We start from the raw sequence: 17808 nt of genomic DNA, 5'->3' as shown, positions 1-17808 counted from the left end.
CCGCCCTAACCGCGTAGTTCGAAGGCGCCTTCCAGCCCCGTCTCGGCCGAGGGCGCGATCCAGACGGTGAAGCGGCCCGGTTCGGCGATCCACTGCAGGTCGCGACCGACGAACTCCAGATCCTTGCGGGTCAGGGTAAAGGTCACACGTCGGCTTTCGCCGGGCTGGAGCGCGACGCGCTGGAAGGCCTTCAGCTGGCGGATCGGGCGGGTCACCGAGGCGGCGCGGTCGTGGATGTACAGCTGCACGACCTCATCGGCCGCGCGCGCGCCGGTGTTGGAGACCTCGGCCGAGACCCGCAGCGCGCCGTCCCAGGCCATGACGCCGTCGCCCACGTCCAGATCGGCGTAGTCGATGCGGCCGTAGGTGAGGCCGTGACCGAACGGCCAGGCGGCGATGTTCAGCGTCTCGCGATAGCGCGCCTTGAACTCCTCGCCGTGCTCGAGGCTGAGCGGAGGTCGGCCGGTGACCTTGCGGTCGTAGTAGAAGGGCGATTGGCCCGTATGGCGCGGGAAGCTGACCGGCAGGCGGCCCGACGGCGCATGATCGCCGAACAGGATGTCGGCCACGGCATGGCCCGTCTCGGCGCCCAGGAACCAGGCGCACACGATGGCCTCGGCCGACTGGGCCGCGCCGTCCAGCACCAGGGCGCGGCCGGACTTCAGGATCAGGACGATCGGCTTGCCGACGGCGGCGACCGCCTCGACCAGGGCGCGCTGCGGCGCCGGCAGGCCGATGTCGATGCGCGACTGGGCCTCGCCCGACATACGCTCGCCTTCGCCCACGACCAGAACCACGACGTCGGAGGCCTGGGCCGCCTGGACCGCCGTGTCGATCCCTCCGTCGATGGCGATCTCCGCCTCACAGCCCTTGGCGACTTTCAGCGCCTGCGGGTCGGCAAGGGCTGCGCGCAGGCCGTCCTCGATGCTGACCGCGTATTTCGGATGGCCAAACAGGACCCAGGGGCCGTTCAGATGGTCGGGGCCGTCGATGAAGGGGCCGATCAGGGCGATGGTCTTGCCCGACTTGGGCAGGGGCAGCAGGTCGCCCCGGTTCTCCAGCAGCACCATGGAGCGCCGTCCGGCCTCGCGGGCCAGTTCGCGGTGCGCGGGCTCGTCGGTCGTTTCGGCCAGCGCCGGCGTCATGCGGTTGAATGGGTCGTCGAACAGGCCCAGCGCCTGCTTCAGCTTGAGCACCCGCCGCACCGAGGCGTCGACCTCGGCTTCGTCCACCTCGCCCGAGCGGACCAGATCGGGCAGGTGCTCGGCGTAGAAACCCGACGACATGCTCATGTCCACGCCGCCGTTGAAGGCCAGGCGCGCGGCGTCGCGAGCATCCTCGGCGAAGCCGTGAGCAATCAGCTCCATGTCGCCGGTGAAGTCCGACACCACGAAGCCCTCAAAGCCCCACTCGCCCTGCAGCACCGTCTTGGTCAGCCAGGGATTGGCGTGGCACGGCACGCCGGCCAAGTCGTTGAAGGCCGCCATGGTGGACAGGGCGCCGGCCCGGAACGCCGCCTGGAAAGGCGGGAAATAAACTTCGCGCAGCGTGCGCTCGGACACGTCGACGGAGTTGTAGTCCAGGCCCGACACCGCCGCGCCGTATGCGGCCAGGTGCTTGGGCGTGGCCAGCATGGACTGGGCGTCGGCCAAACCCTTGGCGCCTTGAAAGCCGCGCACCCGCGCCTCGGCCAGGAGGCAGCCCAAGAACACATCCTCGCCCGCCCCTTCCACGCCGCGGCCCCAGCGGGCGTCGCGCGAGATGTCGACCATCGGGGCGAAGTTCCAGGCGATGCCGGTGGCGGTCGCCTCGACCGCCGCGGCGCGCGCCGTGCGCTCGGCCAGATCGGCGTCGAAGGCGGCGGCCTCGGCCAGGGGCGTGGGGAAGATGGTGCGGAAGCCGTGGATCACGTCAGCGCCGAACAGCAGCGGAATCTTCAGCCGCGACTCCTCCACCGCGACACGCTGCATCTCGCGGTGCCAGGTCGCGCTGTCGCCGTTGAACAGGGCGCCGACGCGGCCTTCGCGGACGGCCTGGGCCTGTTCCTCGATCGAGCCGGGCACCGCCTCGGGATTGGCCGCCGTCGCCGGGGCGGGCGCAAGGGCGGCGGGCATGACTGTCAGCTGGCCCGCCTTCTCCTCCAGCGTCATGCGCGCGATTAGGTCCTCGATCGGATCGAGCCCGGCGTCGGCGGCGATGGCGGAGGAGAGAGCTTGGGTCATGAGGCAGGCACGCAATTGTAAACGGTTACATCCGCTATCGACCATTCCGCGCGGCCAAAGGCAATCGCGAAATGGCCGCGCGGCGTTGCAACCGGAGCGCGTTGGTCAGGGTTCGCGGCGCCCAGGCAGAGTTTCGACGGCGCGAACCATCTGCACGAAGGCGGCCCGATCGCCGTAGGGATCGTCGCCCCGCGCGCCCTGCGCCTGATCGATGATGCGATCCCAGCCGTAGTCGGCGGACATCCAGGGATCGCCCCTCAGCTTCTGGCCAAAGGCCGCCACGGCCAAGGCCCAGCGGGTCGATTCCGGCGGCTGGGCGCTGACGCGGCCTGCTGCGCGGTTGGCGATCACCTGCTGGATCAGCTCAGAGCGCGCCTGCCCCGGTTGTTTGTAGCGCACCTGAACGAAGCCGATCTCGCCCGACGGGTCGCCCCCGCCCCGGCCAATCCGGTTCTCAAGGTAGCGGCGCTCGCCCATCTGAGTCGGACCGCCGACGGGCGTGATCTCGTATAGCGCCGTGACGCTGGCCCCCGAGCCGACCTCGCCCGCGTCCACCGCGTCATTGGCGAAGTCTTCTTCGTTCAGCAGGCGCGTCTCGTAGCCGATCAGCCGCCACTCCGCGACGCGGGCCGGATTGAACTCGACCTGGATCTTCACGTCGTCGGCGATGGGAAAGGCGCCCTTGTCGAACTGCGGCCCGAACAGGCGACGCGCGTCATTCAGGTCCCCGACATAGCCCGCCACACCGTTGCCGGCCTGGCTGATCGCCTGCATCCGCGCGTCCTGATAGGTGCCGCGCCCGAAGCCGTAGACCGACAGATAGATGCCGGTCCCGCGCTTCTCGGCGACGTAGTCCTCCAGCCGCTTGTCATCGGTGACGCCGACGTTGAAGTCGCCGTCGGTGAACATGAGGATGCGGTTGACCCGATTGCGCGCCAGATTGGCCTCGGCCTGTTCATAGGCGTTGGTCATGCCGCGCGCCCCGGCCGTGCCGCCGCGCGCGATCAGGCTCTCGACCGCGCAACGCATCTTCAGCTTCTGCGAGCCGGGCGTGGGCGCCAGCGTCGTGCCGGCCCCTTCGGCGTAATAGGTGACCGCCACCGTGTCCTCGGGCCGCAGCCGGTCGATGACCAGGTTCATCGACCGCTTGGCCAGTTCCAGCTTGTCGGCGCTGGCCATCGAGCCGGAGACGTCGACCAGGAAGGTCAGGTTCAGCGGACGGCGCTCACTGGCCGGTAGCTCATAGCCCTGCAGGCCGACATGGACGATCTGGCGACCGTCGGACCAGGGCGCGGCGACCACCGCCGTGGTCACGGCGAAGGGTTCGCGCGACGACAGCGGCCGGGCGTAGCCGTAATCGAAGTAGTTGATCATCTCCTCGACGCGCACGGCGTCGCGCGGCGGCGCCCGGCCCTCGTCGATGAAGCGCCGGACGTTGGCGTAGCTGGCGGTGTCCACATCGGCCGAAAGGGTCGAGACCGGCTCGTCGGCCGTGCGTTTGACCGGGTTTGGCGTGGCGGAGGGATAGCGCTCGGTGTCGGGCTGCGGCGGGACGTAAGCGCCGGGCGTTCCGCGAGTGATCCGGGAACCGGTGACGACCATCTCCTGCGAAGGCGATGTGGCCAGCGCCGGTGGGGGCGGCGGAGGTGGCGGAGGTGGCGGCGGAGGCGGAGGTGGAGGCGGTGCGCCTGGGGCGACCCGGTCCGACTTCACCGTCGGCGCAATCGGCATAGGCGGGCCTGGCCGCGTGACTGGCGGCCGAGGCGGGGCGGGCGGCGCCAGGTCGAAACCCAGAGGCGCGCACGCCGCAGCGGTGGGGGTTCCGTCCAGCGGCTGCAACGGCGCGGCGGGCGCAGGCGCGGCGCCCGGCAAGGTCAGACCCAGCCCCAGCCCGATCGCCACTCCACTCTTCGCGCGCCGTGTCAGCATCATCGTTCCTCCCGGTTGCGACGCTATCGGGCGGACGCGGTTCGGCGAAACTGTGGCGAAGCGGCGTTTCGTCGCGGCGATCCCTCGCCATCGTGTCCTTTCGGGCCCACTATGCGGTGACGCTTAGTGGGAAGACGCCATGGCCGATCCGCACACTGGTTTGAACCTGGGCCATGCCGCCGCCCTGCTGCTGGCCGGCGTCGTGGCGGTGCCGATTTTCCGCAAGCTGGGGCTGGGGTCGGTGCTGGGCTATCTGGCCGCTGGTCTGGCCATCGGGCCCTTCGGCCTGGCCATCATCGGCGAGCCGCAGACCATTCTGCACGTGGCCGAGTTCGGCGTGGTCATCTTTCTGTTCATCATCGGGCTGGAGATGCGGCCGCGAAGGCTGTGGAATCTGCGGCGAGAGATCTTCGGCCTGGGCGCGGCCCAGGTGGCGGTGTGCGGCCTGCTGCTGACGCTCACCGCCATGGCCTTCGGCGTCGCCGCCCCGATCGCCTTCATCGGCGCCATGGGGTTCGTCCTGTCGTCCACCGCCGTCATCATGCAGATGGTCGAGGAGCGCGGCGAGCTGAGCTCGCCGTCGGGCCAGCGCGCCGTGTCCATCCTGCTGCTGGAAGACCTGGCCATCGTGCCGCTGCTGGCCCTAGTCGCCGTCCTGGCCTCGGTGACCGGCGTATCGCACGAGACGGCCCCGCCGCTGTGGAGAACTATCGTCCTGGCCCTGGCCGCCGTCGCCGGGGTGCTGGTCGCCGGGCGCTGGCTGGTCAATCCGATGTTCCGATTCCTGGCGCGCAATGGCGGACGCGAGGTGATGACGGCCGCCGCCCTGCTGGTGGTCGCAGGATCCGCCTGGGCCATGCAGATGGGCGGCCTGTCCATGGCCATGGGCGCCTTCCTGGCCGGGGTGCTGCTGTCGGATTCGACCTTCCGGCATCAGCTGGAGGCCGACGTCGAGCCGTTCCGCGCCATCCTGCTGGGCCTGTTCTTCCTCAGCGTCGGCATGTCGCTGGACATGGCGGTGGTGATCGCCGACTGGCGCTTCGTCATCGGCGGCGTCATCGCCTTCATGATCGTCAAGGCGATCGGCATCTATGTCATTGCCCGCCTGTTCAAGGCGTCCAACCGCGAGGCGATCGAACGCGCAGCGTTGTTCGCGCAAGGGGGCGAGTTCGCCTTCGTCCTGTACGCCGCGGCCCTGACCGCCGGACTGTTCGACGCCCGCACCGGCGCAGCCCTGACGGCCATCGTCATCCTGTCCATGGCCCTGACGCCGCTGACCACGCTTTTGCTGCGCTTCCTGCCCGAGGAGCGCGACGTCTCGCTCGATCACGTCGATGGGGTGGAACCACCGCCCGACGGCTTGAAGGGGCGGGTGCTGATCATCGGCTTCGGTCGCTTCGCCCAGGTGGTGTCCCAGCCCTTGCTGGCGCGCGACGTGGACGTGTCGATCATCGAGAACGACGTGGAGATGATCCAGGCCGCCAGCCAGTTCGGCTTCAAGGTCTATTACGGCGACGGCACCCGGCTGGACACGTTGCGCGCCTCGGGCGCCGAGCGCGCGGAGGCCGTGCTGGTCTGCGTCGACAAGCCCGAGGCCGCCGACCGCATCGTCGAACTGGTCAAGGAGGACTTCCCCCACACCCGCCTGTTCGTGCGCGCCTTTGACCGCGGCCACTCGATCCGCCTGATCCAGGCCGGCGTCGACTACCAGGTGCGCGAGACCTTCGAATCCGCCCTGCGCTTCGGCCAGACGGTCCTGACCGAACTGGGCCTGGACGAGGAAGAGGCGGCCCAAGCCATCGCCGAGGTGCGCCGCCGGGACGAGGCACGACTGGATCTGCAGCTGACGGGCGGCCTGCAGGCGGGCCGCCAGCTGATGCGCGGCAACATGGTCACGCCGCAGCCGGCGCCCTACGTCACCCCGCGCCGCGAGGGCCGGCTGCTGAACGAGGAAGAGGTCGAGGCAGCCGAGACCTAGGCCGCCATTCCCTTAGGCAGCTTGGGCCAGCCCCTGCTCCGCCTCGGCGATCAGGGCGCGGTCATCGGTCTGCCACGGGTGAAACCCCGGCCGGTAGAAGCCAAGGTAGTCGGCCAGTACAAGTCGATACAGCCCCGGCTTCAGCCACAGCCACTTAAACAGCTTGAGCCGGGCGCGCACGCCCGTGATCCCGTCCTGGGCCAGCAGCATCAGCGTCGTCTTGCGCACGGTCGAGGTGAACAGCAGCGTGCTCAGCACCATGGCCCGACGCCGTAGATTCCACCGCTTGAACGGCGACAGCTCGGCCAGGGCGTGCATCAGCACGTCATAGGCCACCGCCTTGTGCTCGATCTCCTCGATCGAGTGCCAGCGCCACAGCCGCGCCAGTGCGTCGGGCGTGTCCCTCAGCAGTTCGGGCCGCGCCAGGAGGGCGTGGGCGAAGGCGGCGGTGAAATGCTCCAGCGCCACGGTCGCGGCCAGCTGGGCGATCGGCGGGCGCGAGCGGGCTAGGGCCAGCCGCGCCTCGACAAAGGCCTCGGCCGCCTCGGTGTCGTATCCGGCCTGGCGGGTGATGGCGTTGAAGGCGATGTGCTCGCGTGTATGCGCTCCCTCCTGCACCACAAAGGCGCGGACCTGCTCGCGCAGTTCGGGCGGGCAGTCCTTTTCGAACCGGCGCACCGACTGGATGAAGAACCGCTCGCCGTCCGGGAAGGTCAGGCTGAGCGCATTCATCACCGCCGTGCCGACCGGATCGCCCATCCACCACCGCGGCGTGGACGGCTCGCGCTCGATTCTGAGCGGCCGGGGGGTTATCTCCAGATCGGCGGGTGAAACGTGAACCGTCATGACGGGCCTTTCGAAACAGGCCGCCACAATGGGATTAGCTGACATCAATGTCAACTAAACAGAGCCCCGCCCCGCGTCGCCGCGGCGCCGTCGCGCGCGAAGAGGCCATCGCCGCCGCCCGCGACCTCGTCATCGAGGGTGGTCCCTCGGCCATGACGCTGAAGGCGGTGGGCGAGCGCATGGGCGTCGGCCACGCCAATCTGATCCACCATTTCGGCTCGGCGGCGGGCCTGCAAGGCGCGGTGATGGACGCGATGATGCGCGACCTGGCCGAACGGCTGGGCCCCGAACTGGACATGCGCGAGCCGGGCGTGGGCGCCCAGCGCCATCTGCTGGATGCGGTGTTCGAGGCCTTCGACGGCGGCGGCGCGGCCCAGGTCGCCGCCTGGCTGGCCCTGGCGCGCGAGACGGAGCGGTCCGAGTCCTTCGCCGCCGTGGTGCGCGACCTGGCCGAACGCCTCGCCCGGCTGGGCGGCGACGACCCCGCCGCCCGCGATAAGGCCCGCCGCCTGGTCCTGATCGCCGCCTACATGGCCTTCGCCGACGCCCTGATCGGCCCGGCCCTCAAGACCATGCTCGACGCCCCCGCCGAAGAACCCCGCGACCTGGCCCTGGCGGCGGCGAGGGGCGTGATCGAAGGGGGTTAAGCTGACCTTTCCAGCGATCTAGGTAGCCGAACCCGTGATTGAGGATGGACGGCGACAGAATCAGCAGTACGCTTTTGAGATGCGCTGGATTCTTTTGTCGCTGGTATTCTTCTGGGTGCTGGCTAGTCATGCCGACGCAGCGCCTCGCGCTTGGCGGGACGAAGACCTCGGTCAGGCTATCATCGAGGGCGTGGCCGATGCTGAGAACATCTGGCTGAGAGGCAGCACCGGAAAAGTGGTCCGGTTCGTGCGGTCAACGGGTGATCGCGTCGTCGTAGCCGAGAACGTGATCGATCTTCTGCGTGACAACGACCACCTCTGGGCGCTCGCTCGACGAGGGGAGACAGACAGCTATTACGTGACTGATCTGCTCGATCCCGAAAGCGCAGCCGCCATTCGATCGGACAGACGGCAGGGCGATACCTATCTGCACTCGGGGGAGGACGCCGAAGGACAGGTGCTTGGCTTGGCCATTTGGCCCGGACTAGACCGTCCTGTGATCGTGAGCCAACGCGGCGTCGTCCCCCTCGCTTCAGGTGAATCACGGCAGAGATTCGCCGCTTCGCTCAGTGGGTATGGTCATCTCACTGCTGTAGACAGGCAGACCCTTTACGTCGGGTACAATCGCGGTGAATGGGGGGGCGGCCTTCGACGCGTAGATTTGCAGAACGGCGCCATCTCGTTCGTCACCAAAAATGCGGAAAGACCCTGCGAAGGCGTCTTGAATCCGGCATGTGCGCCGATCGTTGGGCTCTTCCCAGATCGTCAGACCCCTGGCTGCCTGATCGTGGGCTCCGGCATCTCGCACCTCGGATCAAGCAGAGGCGAGGTTTATCGCGTTTGCGCCTCTACGATTGAGGCTGTGTTCTCCACACCGACGCCAGCCGTTGGAGATCGATGGATGATGGGACCGCAGCCTTGGCCGCTCGATGGTCTGTTTGAAGTCTCTAACGGCTGGGTGGGCACCAGCCGTGACAGATATTTCCGATCCTATGGAACGCGCGTCGAGGAGCGGCCGATGCCGACATTCCGGGAGTGGGCTGGCCTGCAGATCAGCGATGAGCAGGACGGCGTCTTGTTTTTGGTGTCGGCCTGCTGTTGGGGTTCTACTGACGCGATCCTCTATCGGGCAATCGCCGTTCCCATCAGTTAGTGGCGGCGTGCACAGCTCACCATAGCGTCGGTGTCAGCTCGCCCTTCCCCCCGCCTTCGCCCGTCGCCGCCACTCCGTGAGCAGGAACTCCGTATAGCCGTTGGGCTGGGTTTCGGCCTTGAGCACCAGGTCCCGGGCGCACCTGAAGGCGGGGCCGTCGAAGGCGGGGGCCATCGGGCGATACAGCGGGTCGTCGGCGTTCTGGCGGTCGACCACCACGGCCATCCGCTTCAGCGCCGCCAGCACCTCGGCCTCGGTGGTCACGCCGTGGCGGATCCAGTTGCCAAGATGCTGGCTGGAGATGCGCAGGGTGGCCCGGTCCTCCATCAGCCCCACGTCGTGGATGTCGGGCACCTTTGAGCAGCCGACGCCCTGGTCGATCCAGCGCACGACATAGCCCAGCACGCCCTGGCAGTTGTTCTCGATCTCCTGGCGCAGCGCCTCGGGTTCGAAATTGCTTTCGGCCAGCGGCGGGCTCAGCAGGGCCGACAGCGGCGGGGCGGCGCGGTCGCGCAAGCCCGCCTGCACCTCGGCCACGTCCACGGCGTGATAGTGCAGCGCGTGCAGGGTCGCCGCCGTCGGCGACGGCACCCAGGCGGTGGAGGCCCCGGCGCGCGGGTGGCCCAGCTTCTGCTCCAGCATCTCGGCCATGCGGTCGGGCGCGGCCCACATGCCCTTGCCGATCTGGCCCACGCCCTCCAAGCCCGTCGCCAGGCCGGCGTCGACGTTGCCGTCCTCATAGGCCTTGATCCAGGCGGTCTGGCGCATGGCCTCCTTGCGCACCACCGGCCCGGCCGCCGTGACCGAGCGGATCTCGTCGCCCGTCCGGTCCAGGAAGCCGGTGTTGATGAAGACGATGCGCCGGCGCGCGGCGTGGATGCAGGCCCTCAGATTGACGCTGGTGCGCCGCTCCTCGTCCATCACCCCCATCTTCAGCGTCAGGGGCGGCAGGCCCACCATCGCCTCGACCCGGTCGAACAGGGCGTCGGCGAAGGCGACCTCTTCGGGCCCATGCATCTTGGGCCGCACCACATAGACCGAGCCCGCCGAACTGTTGCGGACGTCCGGCGCGCGGTTTAGATCGATACGGCCGATCAGGCCGACGATGGCGATGTCCAACAGGCTTTCGGGGATGTCGCGCCCTTCGGCGTCCTTCACCGCATCGGCCATCAGATGAAGGCCGACGTTGCGCACCATCAGAAGCGCCCGGCCCTTCAGCGTCAGATCGCCCCCGCCCGGCGCCCGATAGGTCCGGTCCGCATTCATCCGCCGCGTCAGGGTGCGCCCGTCCTTGACCAGATCAGCCGACAGGTCGCCGCGCATCAGCCCCAGCCAGTTGCGATAGACCAGCGCCTTGTCCTCGGCGTCCACGGCCGCGACGCTGTCCTCGCCGTCGGCGATGACGCTGAGCGCGGACTCGACCATGATGTCGGCCACCCCCGCCGCATCGTCGCGCCCGATGCGGTGCGCGCGGTCGATCACGATCTCCAGGTGCAGGCCGTTGTGGACCAGCAGCACGGCCTCGGGCGCGTCCTCGCTTCCGCGCCAGCCAGCCAGGGCGGCCGCGTCCTTCAGGCCCGCCTCACCCCACGGCCCTTCGACCACCAGCCGTCCGTCCGCGATGCGATAGGCCGTCGCCTGGGCGTGCGAGCCCTGGCTCAGCGGCGCCGCCTCATCCAGCAGGGCCCTGCCCCGCGCCACGGCCCTGGCCCCCCGCTCGGGATCATAGGCGCCCGCCGGCGGCGGCCCGCCCAGCGCATCGGTGCCGTAGAGCGCGTCGTACAGGCTGCCCCAGCGCGCATTGGCGGCGTTCAGCACATAGCGGGCGTTGGTCAGCGGCACGATCAGCTGCGGCCCCGACAGGCGCGCCACCTCGTCGTCCACGCCCGTCGTCTCGACGCGGAAGTCGCCGGGCGCCTCGGTCAGATAGCCGATCTTGCGCAGGAAGGCCTGGTAGGCCTGGGGCTCAGGTGCGCCCGACTGCGCCCCATGCCAGTCGTCCAGCTGCGACTGAAGCTCTGCGCGGCGGTCCAGCAGCGCGAGGTTGCGCGGCACGAACTCGGCCAGAAGCTGGGCGAAGCCGCTCCAGAAGCCGTCCGCCGTCACGCCGGCCTCCGGCGCGATCTCGTTCACCAGCGCCGCGATTTCGGGCGCGATCGTCAGTCCGTGCGTCGTGTCAGCCATGTCATCCCCGGGGAGGCGGTTCGACAAACCCTAGCAGCCTGCCCCGGCGTCAACTGAAATAAAAAGTGATAATGGCGGCTCGACCTTGATCGAATTCGCACCAAGACCCCGCCCGGTGTAGAGAGCGCGCCTGATGTCCGACCTCGCATCCTCGCCCGATCCGCTGGCCCGCGCCCGTCGCCTGTCTGTCGCCCCGATGATGGACTGGACCGATCGGCATTGCCGCGCCTTTCACCGCGCCCTGTCGGCCGAGGCCCTGCTCTATACCGAGATGGTGACGGCCCCGGCGGTGATCCACGGCGATCGCGAGCGGCTTCTGGGCTTCGACGCGCTGGAGCATCCCGTGGCGTTGCAGCTGGGCGGGTCGGACCCGGCGCAGTTGGCTGAAGCCGCCCGCATCGGCGAGGACTTCGGCTACCACGAGATCAATCTGAACGTCGGCTGCCCGTCGGACCGGGTGCAGTCCGGCCGTTTCGGCGCCTGCCTGATGCGCGAGCCCGAACTCGTGGCCGAGTGCATGGCCGCCATCGGTGACGCCGTCTCGATCCCCGCGACCGTCAAATGCCGCATCGGCGTGGACGATCAGGATCCCGAGGTCAGCCTGTTCGCCACCGTCGACGCCTGCGCCGCCGCGGGCGTCTCGGTCTTCATCGTCCACGCGCGCAAGGCCTGGCTGAAAGGTCTGTCGCCCAAGGAGAACCGCGACGTGCCGCCGCTGGACTACGCCCTGATCCGCCGGCTGAAGCGCGAGCGGCCGCATCTGTCGATCTCGATCAACGGCGGCGTCGGCTCGCTGGACGAGGCCGAGACGCATCTGGATGCGGCTGACGGCGTCGCGCTGGATGGCGTCATGATGGGCCGCGCCGCCTATCACGAGCCGGCCCTGCTGGGTCAGGTCGATCGCCGACTGTTCGGCGGCGCGCGCGACATCGACGCCTTCGAGGCGCTAGAGCGCTATCGCCCCTATCTGGCCGCCCGCCTGGCCGAGGGCGTCGCCCTGCCCGCCATGACGCGGCACATGCTGGGCCTGATGCACGGCCGGCCGGGCGCGCGCGCCTTCCGGCGCATCCTGACGGTCGAATCCATCGCGGCCGGCGCCGGTCTAGAGGTGATCGACCGCGCCGCCGAGGCCGTGCGCGAAGCCGAAGCCCGGCGCGAGGCGGCGTGAGCCTGGATCTGATCGGCGAATACGCCCTGCTGATGATCGCCCTGGCCGGCGCGGGCGCCGTGGCCGGGGTCATCGGCGGCCTGTTCGGCGTGGGCGGCGGCACGGTGCTGGTGCCCGCCCTGTTCTACGCCTTTTCGGTCATGGGCGTGGGCGGCGAAAGCAATCTGCACGTCGCCATCGGCACCTCGCTGCTGACCATCGTCGCCACCTCGTGGCGGTCGCTGGCGACCCACCGGACGCACGGCGCGGTGGACGAGGTGGTGCTCAAGACCTGGACGCCTTGGGTGGCTTTCGGCGGCCTGGTCGGCGCCGCCATCGCGGGCCTGGCGTCCATGGAGGGTCTGGGCCTGGTTTATGGCGTCTGCCTGATCCTGGTGGCCGCGCAGATGGGCCTGCTGCCCGAGCGATTCGTGCTGCGGCGGGACCTGCCCCAGCGCTGGGGCCGTCGAGCGGTCGCCACGGCCATCGGCCTGCTGTCCGCCATGATGGGCATCGGCGGCGGCAGCCTGGGCGGCATGACCCTGACCCTGTGCGGCCGCCCGATCCACCAGGCAGTCTCAACAGCTGCGGGCTTCGGCCTGGCCATCGGCGCGGCGTCCGCCGTCGGCTTTGTCTTCTTCGGCTGGGGCGCGGACGGCCGCCCGCCCCTGTCGCTGGGCTATGTGAATGTGCCGGCCGCCGTCATCATGGGCCTGCTGACCGCGCTGACCGCCCCGATCGGGGCCCGCCTGGCGCACCGGCTGAACAAGACCGTGCTGCGCAAGGCCTTCGCCGTCTATCTTCTGCTGGCGGCGCTGTCGGTGGTCATCAAGGCGCTTTGATCATGCGGCCCGCGAGGCCTCGTTCCTGTCGGCCGTGGTGGCCGCGCTCTGGCGCCACCGGATCGTCGCAAAACCATCACCCTCATGTGACGCCCGCATAACGCATCTGGCGGACAAGCCTGCGCCAGACAGGAGCACGTCTTTCATGCTGAACCTTGATCGTCGCAGAATCCTGACGGGCGGCGCGGCCGCCCTGGCCTTTGGCGGCCTCAGCCGTCACGCCCTGGCGCAAGGGACCGAGTCGTATGTCAATCAGATCGCCGGCTACGGGCCGTTGCAGGTCGATCCGGCCGGCGTGATGGATCTGCCGCATGGCTTTTCCTATCGCGTGATCTCACGCCTGGGCGAGGTCATGGGCGACGGCCTGCTCGTGCCCGGCCAGTTTGACGGAATGGGGTGTTTCGCGCTGGACGACGATCGAGTCACCCTGGTGCGCAACCACGAACTCAAGCCGGGATCACGATCGCACTGGACGCGCTCGGCCTGGTCGGACGGCGAAGGCCGTATGGCGCGCCTGGATGCGTCCAAGGCCTATGGCCAAACCGCTTCGGGCCAGATCGTGCCGGGCGGAACGACCAGCCTGATCTATAATCTGAAGACCGGTCGAACCGAGCGGCAGCATCTCAGTCTGATCGGCACCAGCGCTAACTGCGCCGGCGGCGTGACGCCGTGGGGCAGCTGGCTGACCTGCGAGGAAACGGAAGAGCGGCCCGAGACGGCGTCGGTGACCCGTCCGCACGGCTATGTGTTTGAAGTGCCGGCCTCGGCGTCGGGGCTTGTCGAAGCCGTGCCGCTCAAGGCCATGGGCCGCTTCTATCATGAGGCGGTCTGCGTCGATCCCGCCACGGGCGTGGTCTATCTGACGGAGGACAAGACCGACGGCCTGTTCTACCGCTTCCTGCCGAACACGCCGGGCGAGCTGAGCCAGGGCGGCCGGCTGCAGGCCTTGGCGATCCGCGGCGCGGCGGGCGCCGACACCACCAATCATCAGATGCGATTCTGGGCTGTCGGCGACGAACTTTCGGTCGACTGGATCGATCTGGAGGATGTCGACAGCCCCAACGACGACCTGCGCGTCCGTGGCCGAGCGTCGGGGGCGGCCATCTTCGCGCGCGGCGAAGGCGTGCATTGGGGCGACGGCGAACTGTATTTGACCGCGACGTCCGGCGGACCGATCGAGCGCGGCCAGATCCTGCGCTATCGACCCTCCTCTGCGGAGGGCCGTCCCCAAGAGGCCGCCTCGCCTGGCCGTCTTCAGCTGATGGTCGAAAGCGCCGACGAGCGGGTCATGAACATGGCCGACAATCTGACGGTCGCCCCTTGGGGTCACCTGATCGTCTGCGAAGACAACTATTCCCCCACGATCCGAAACCACCTTAAGGGCGTGTCGCCCGAGGGCCAGGTCTACACCCTGGCGCGCAACGCAACCGACGCGAACTCCGAGTTCGCCGGAGCCTGTTTTTCGCCTGACGGATCGACGCTGTTCGTCAACTATCAGCACCCGGGCCTGACGTTTGCGATCACCGGGCCGTGGGACCAACTGCGAGCCGCTTGAGGCCCAATCCGTCTTGAGTCCGGCCGCGGGAGCCGAGCGCCTCTAGCCGCGTTGACGTGGCCGGAGGGACGCCTTGACCAATCCACGCGCCACGATCGACGCTCTGCTGAGCCCGCTGCGGCCCGCCCGCAAGCGCCAGACCCGCATGCAGATGCTGCTCGAGGCGGCGGCGCGGTTCGGCTACGCCGCCCGGGGCTTCGTCTATCTGTCGGCGGGCATCCTCACCCTCCTTGCGGCTCTGGGCCCGACGGAGGGAGCGTTCGGGGCCGGCGACACGGGCGTGTGGCTGCTCGACCAGCCCTTCGGGCGGCTGTGGTTGATGCTCTTGGGCGTGGGGCTGTGGGCGTTCGTCGGCTGGCGGGTGCTGCAGGCGGTCTTCAACGTTGATCACGCATCGAAAGATATGAAGGGCATCGCCGCGCGTGCCGGCCAGGCGATGAGCGGCCTCTTCTACGGCCTGCTGGCGTCCAGCGTGTTCGAGGTTCTGGACGAGGCGCGAGAACTGGCGTCCCGCTCGGCCGAGCGCGCTGAAAGCGTCGCCGAAAACCAGCAGAAGGCTCAGCAGGTTCTGGCCCTGCCCTTTGGGCCAAGTCTGCTCATGTTGGCCGGCGCCGTCGTCTTGGGCATCGGGATCGCGAACCTGGTGCGAGCCTGGCGCGAAGATTTCCTGTCCAGCCTGGATTGCCCGAAGGCCATGTGCCCGACGGCCGAATTCCTTGCGCGTGCTGGCTATGCGGCGCGCGGATTCGCCTATCTGCCCCTGGGTGGCTTCATAATTCTCGCCGGCATGAGAGCCAGCGCCAGAGAGGTCACGGACACGGCAGGCGCGCTCGCCGCCCTGCAGGCTCAGCCCGGAGGCACGTGGGCTCTGGCCGCGACAGGAGCGGGCTTCGCGGCCTTCGGCGCCTTTGCCTTTGTCGAAGCAAGATGGCGGATCATTCGGCCGCCGCGAAAGCTGGCCCCGTGACGCGCGTCCGACGGCTTGTCAGCTTGAGAGTTGGAAGCTGAGCCTTAGCGCGCCGTTGATCCCCTTCACCCCCATCCGCATGCATAGAGAACGCAGATGCGCTCTCACGGTATGGACCGACATGTCCAACTGGCGGCCGATTTCCTTGGGCGCCTCGCCGCCGGTCAGGTGAACCAGGACGGCGGTCTCGGACCGCGTGAGGCCGAACACGGTCTGCAGCATCTCGATACGCTCTGCAGGGATCGGCTTGATGGGGCAGACCGCGGCGAAGACCCGATCGGGCGCGCCGGGCGTGGTCAGCAGCTTCAGCACGCACCAGTCATCATCACCGGCGCGGAAAAGCATGCGCCCGTCGGTCTGCCGCCCTTGGCTGAGCCGAGCCAGCATCTGATCCAGCTCTGGCCGGCTTCGGTGGGTGGCGCACATGAACAGCCCCCCAGCGCCAACCCGGCCGGACCGCGACAACTCCCGCCCGCACCGATTGGCCCGGAGGACGCGGCCCTCGAAGTCAAGGACGAAGCGAGCCACCATATCATCCTCGAACCAGGCCTGGGCCTCGGCATGAGGTGCGTTTTGGGGCGCGCCCTGAAGTCTGCGGATGGCGTTGGACGTCTTGGATGGCGACAGCAGGCGCAGCCCCGTGAGAGCAGCCTTCGCACCACCGTCTTGTGAACCGGACGCGCCGGACGGTTGTCGATACGTCATGTCTCTGCTCCTGACCGCACAGCCCAGGCGATCGTCGCGGCCGCGACAAGTCCCCTTCCCAGCGGTTGCGGCCGGTCGCAAAGATTCCCCACATATCCACAAACATCAAGGCATTTGTGGAAAATCACAGTTTTCGCCACATGAACGATACACATCCCGACGCTCAATATAGAGAGAACAGCTCCATGCAGAGATATTATAGTATATCCATGCAATGCCCCATGAAGCATCTGCTTAAAAGATATTCGGATCTTAACTACCAATCTATTATATTGAATCTCAGAATATATAGATTTCCATTTTTGATACAAAATTAGTCGGGCGATATGTCTATCGTGATCAGATCCGCATATCGACCTGCCGCACGTCCCGCCACCTGGCCAAGGGTCAAGGTCATGGGCAGGGACAGACCCTGAAGGTTGCGTCGAGGATCCACGATCCGAGACCAGACGGCGGTCAGATCAACGGACTGGCCGTCCAGATCGACGGCGTAGGGGATCGACGGCGCACCCTCCACGACCTCGGTCCGCTGCAGCACGCCGGAGTGTTCGGACTTGATGGTCAGGGTCGAGCGGGCGTTGGCGCGGACCTGGACGAAAATCTTTCGCGTGGCGCCGGTCACCGCCTCGCCGAAATCGATCACCTCGACGCTTGAGCCCGAGCCGAACACGCCGGCGGCCCCGGCCAGGTTAAGCTGGGCGCGTGGCGTGGCGCTCAGCACCAGCCGCACCGGGATCGGCGCGGTCAGCGTCTGACCCGCGGCGTCCTTGACGATCAGCTTGAGATCGACTGCATATTCTCCGGCCTCGGCCACCGCGTCGCGCAACACCGCCGCGTCCAGTTGCGCTTCGCCCGTCGCCCCCTCGGCCAGGGTGAAAAGGAAGACGCCGGGCTGGGCCGGCGCCTGGGTGACGCCGGACGATTCACGCGGCCTGAACTGCAGCGCGACTCCGCCCATAACCACCTGGGTCGCCTCCTGCCCGGCATCGTCAGTGAACGAGAGGCGCAAATCGCAAGCCGCCTCTCCCCGGTTCTGGAACTTCACATCCAGCGGCCCTGCGGGCGAGCCGATGGCGAAGGGATTGTAGTCGATGCGGGTCGGCGTCGGAGCCTGGGTCACGGCGAGGTCGCATGCCTGGACGGCGCTGCTATACAGCCAGGCCGCAGCCAGGGCGGTCAGCGCGAGGACGTGCGCTCTGTTCCGCCGATCAGGGTTGCGGCCGACGCGTTCTGATTTCGCCGACATCGACAATTCCTTCCACGTTCCGGGGGATGACGAATTCGCCGAGGCTTTCGCCCCCGACCATCAGCCGATAGCGCCCGGGCGCCAGGCCGTCGGCGATGAAGCGGCCGCCTCGATTGGTGAAGAACGGCTTGCCGACCGCGTCGGTCGGATCGTCTGCGGCCTGGATCACGCCGCCGATCAGGGCGACGGGGCCGTCATCCGAGATCAAAACGCCACGCGCCGTCAGGGAGGCCTCGCTGCCCACCATCACCCGATAGCCGTCGCCAAAGCCGGGGAAGGCGTTGATCAGGCCGCTGCCCAGGTCATAACCCTGCGGCAGGGGATCGACCTCGATCTCGTAACGCCGCACGCCATAGGCGCGATCGACGCCCGCCAAGGCGGGGCCGA

13 protein-coding genes and 1 pseudogene are annotated in these 17808 nt (G+C 68.3%); 7 read left to right on the top strand and 7 right to left on the bottom strand.

The window, feature by feature from the left end:
• Positions 1 to 5: 5 nt before the first annotated feature.
• Positions 6 to 2222: a beta-glucosidase BglX gene (gene bglX / locus ACK4I0_RS07845; protein ID WP_409609675.1), complete on the bottom strand. Its 2217-nt coding sequence runs from the start codon at positions 2220 to 2222 to the stop codon at positions 6 to 8.
• A 105-nt stretch (positions 2223 to 2327) separates the two neighbouring features.
• Positions 2328 to 3824 (bottom strand): vWA domain-containing protein, encoded by a 1497-nt coding sequence (locus ACK4I0_RS07840; protein ID WP_409609673.1) that lies wholly within the window; start codon positions 3822 to 3824, stop codon positions 2328 to 2330.
• 466 nt (positions 3825 to 4290) lie between these two features.
• Here ACK4I0_RS07840 and ACK4I0_RS07835 point away from each other — a divergent pair, with 466 nt between their 5' ends.
• On the top strand, positions 4291 to 6129 hold the full coding sequence (locus ACK4I0_RS07835; protein ID WP_409609671.1) for a monovalent cation:proton antiporter-2 (CPA2) family protein: 1839 nt from the start codon (positions 4291 to 4293) through the stop codon (positions 6127 to 6129).
• A 12-nt stretch (positions 6130 to 6141) separates the two neighbouring features.
• On the opposite strand, the gene ACK4I0_RS07830 is transcribed toward ACK4I0_RS07835, so the two are convergent.
• Positions 6142 to 6975 carry a metal-dependent hydrolase gene (locus tag ACK4I0_RS07830; RefSeq protein ID WP_409609669.1) on the bottom strand — a complete coding sequence of 278 codons (834 nt, stop codon included), beginning with the start codon at positions 6973 to 6975 and terminating at the stop codon, positions 6142 to 6144.
• A gap of 47 nt (positions 6976 to 7022) precedes the next feature.
• On the opposite strand from ACK4I0_RS07830, the gene ACK4I0_RS07825 reads away from it, so the two are divergent.
• Complete coding sequence (locus tag ACK4I0_RS07825) at positions 7023 to 7622, top strand: TetR family transcriptional regulator (RefSeq protein ID WP_409609667.1); 600 nt, start codon at positions 7023 to 7025, stop codon at positions 7620 to 7622.
• Positions 7623 to 7701: 79 nt separating this feature from the next.
• Positions 7702 to 8775, top strand: a complete 1074-nt coding sequence (locus ACK4I0_RS07820) for a hypothetical protein (RefSeq protein WP_409609665.1) — start codon at positions 7702 to 7704, stop codon at positions 8773 to 8775.
• 33 nt (positions 8776 to 8808) lie between these two features.
• On the opposite strand, the gene ACK4I0_RS07815 is transcribed toward ACK4I0_RS07820, so the two are convergent.
• Positions 8809 to 10959, bottom strand: a complete 2151-nt coding sequence (locus ACK4I0_RS07815; RefSeq protein ID WP_409609663.1) for a malate synthase G — start codon at positions 10957 to 10959, stop codon at positions 8809 to 8811.
• 133 nt (positions 10960 to 11092) lie between these two features.
• Between ACK4I0_RS07815 and dusA the strand changes: the two genes are divergently transcribed.
• From dusA to ACK4I0_RS07795, 4 genes are all read left to right on the top strand, one after another.
• Positions 11093 to 12127 (top strand): tRNA dihydrouridine(20/20a) synthase DusA, encoded by a 1035-nt coding sequence (dusA, locus tag ACK4I0_RS07810; RefSeq protein ID WP_409609661.1) that lies wholly within the window; start codon positions 11093 to 11095, stop codon positions 12125 to 12127.
• On the top strand, positions 12124 to 12948 hold the full coding sequence (locus ACK4I0_RS07805) for a sulfite exporter TauE/SafE family protein (protein WP_409609659.1): 825 nt from the start codon (positions 12124 to 12126) through the stop codon (positions 12946 to 12948). Before dusA ends, ACK4I0_RS07805 begins: the two co-directional genes overlap by 4 nt.
• A gap of 145 nt (positions 12949 to 13093) precedes the next feature.
• A complete protein-coding gene (locus ACK4I0_RS07800; protein WP_409609657.1) occupies positions 13094 to 14503 on the top strand; it encodes an alkaline phosphatase PhoX in 1410 nt (469 codons plus the stop codon).
• A 73-nt stretch (positions 14504 to 14576) separates the two neighbouring features.
• Positions 14577 to 15470, top strand: a complete 894-nt coding sequence (locus ACK4I0_RS07795) for a DUF1206 domain-containing protein (protein WP_409609655.1) — start codon at positions 14577 to 14579, stop codon at positions 15468 to 15470.
• An 18-nt stretch (positions 15471 to 15488) separates the two neighbouring features.
• Here ACK4I0_RS07795 and ACK4I0_RS07790 read toward each other — a convergent pair whose 3' ends face one another.
• From ACK4I0_RS07790 to ACK4I0_RS07780, 3 genes and pseudogenes are all read right to left on the bottom strand, one after another.
• The gene (locus tag ACK4I0_RS07790; RefSeq protein ID WP_409609653.1) at positions 15489 to 16175 is read right to left on the bottom strand and encodes a helix-turn-helix transcriptional regulator; all 687 of its coding nucleotides are present in this window, start codon (positions 16173 to 16175) and stop codon (positions 15489 to 15491) included.
• 313 nt (positions 16176 to 16488) lie between these two features.
• Positions 16489 to 17421: a hypothetical protein gene (locus ACK4I0_RS07785; protein ID WP_409609651.1), complete on the bottom strand. Its 933-nt coding sequence runs from the start codon at positions 17419 to 17421 to the stop codon at positions 16489 to 16491.
• A pseudogene (locus ACK4I0_RS07780) lies at positions 17384 to 17808 on the bottom strand (hypothetical protein); the annotation flags it as partial. The gene ACK4I0_RS07785 and the pseudogene ACK4I0_RS07780, both read right to left, overlap by 38 nt.

The sequence above is a fragment of the Brevundimonas sp. genome (genome assembly GCF_046295775.1).
Taxonomy (GTDB): Bacteria; Pseudomonadota; Alphaproteobacteria; order Caulobacterales; family Caulobacteraceae; genus Brevundimonas.
This window is presented reverse-complemented; position numbering and strand designations above follow the sequence as displayed.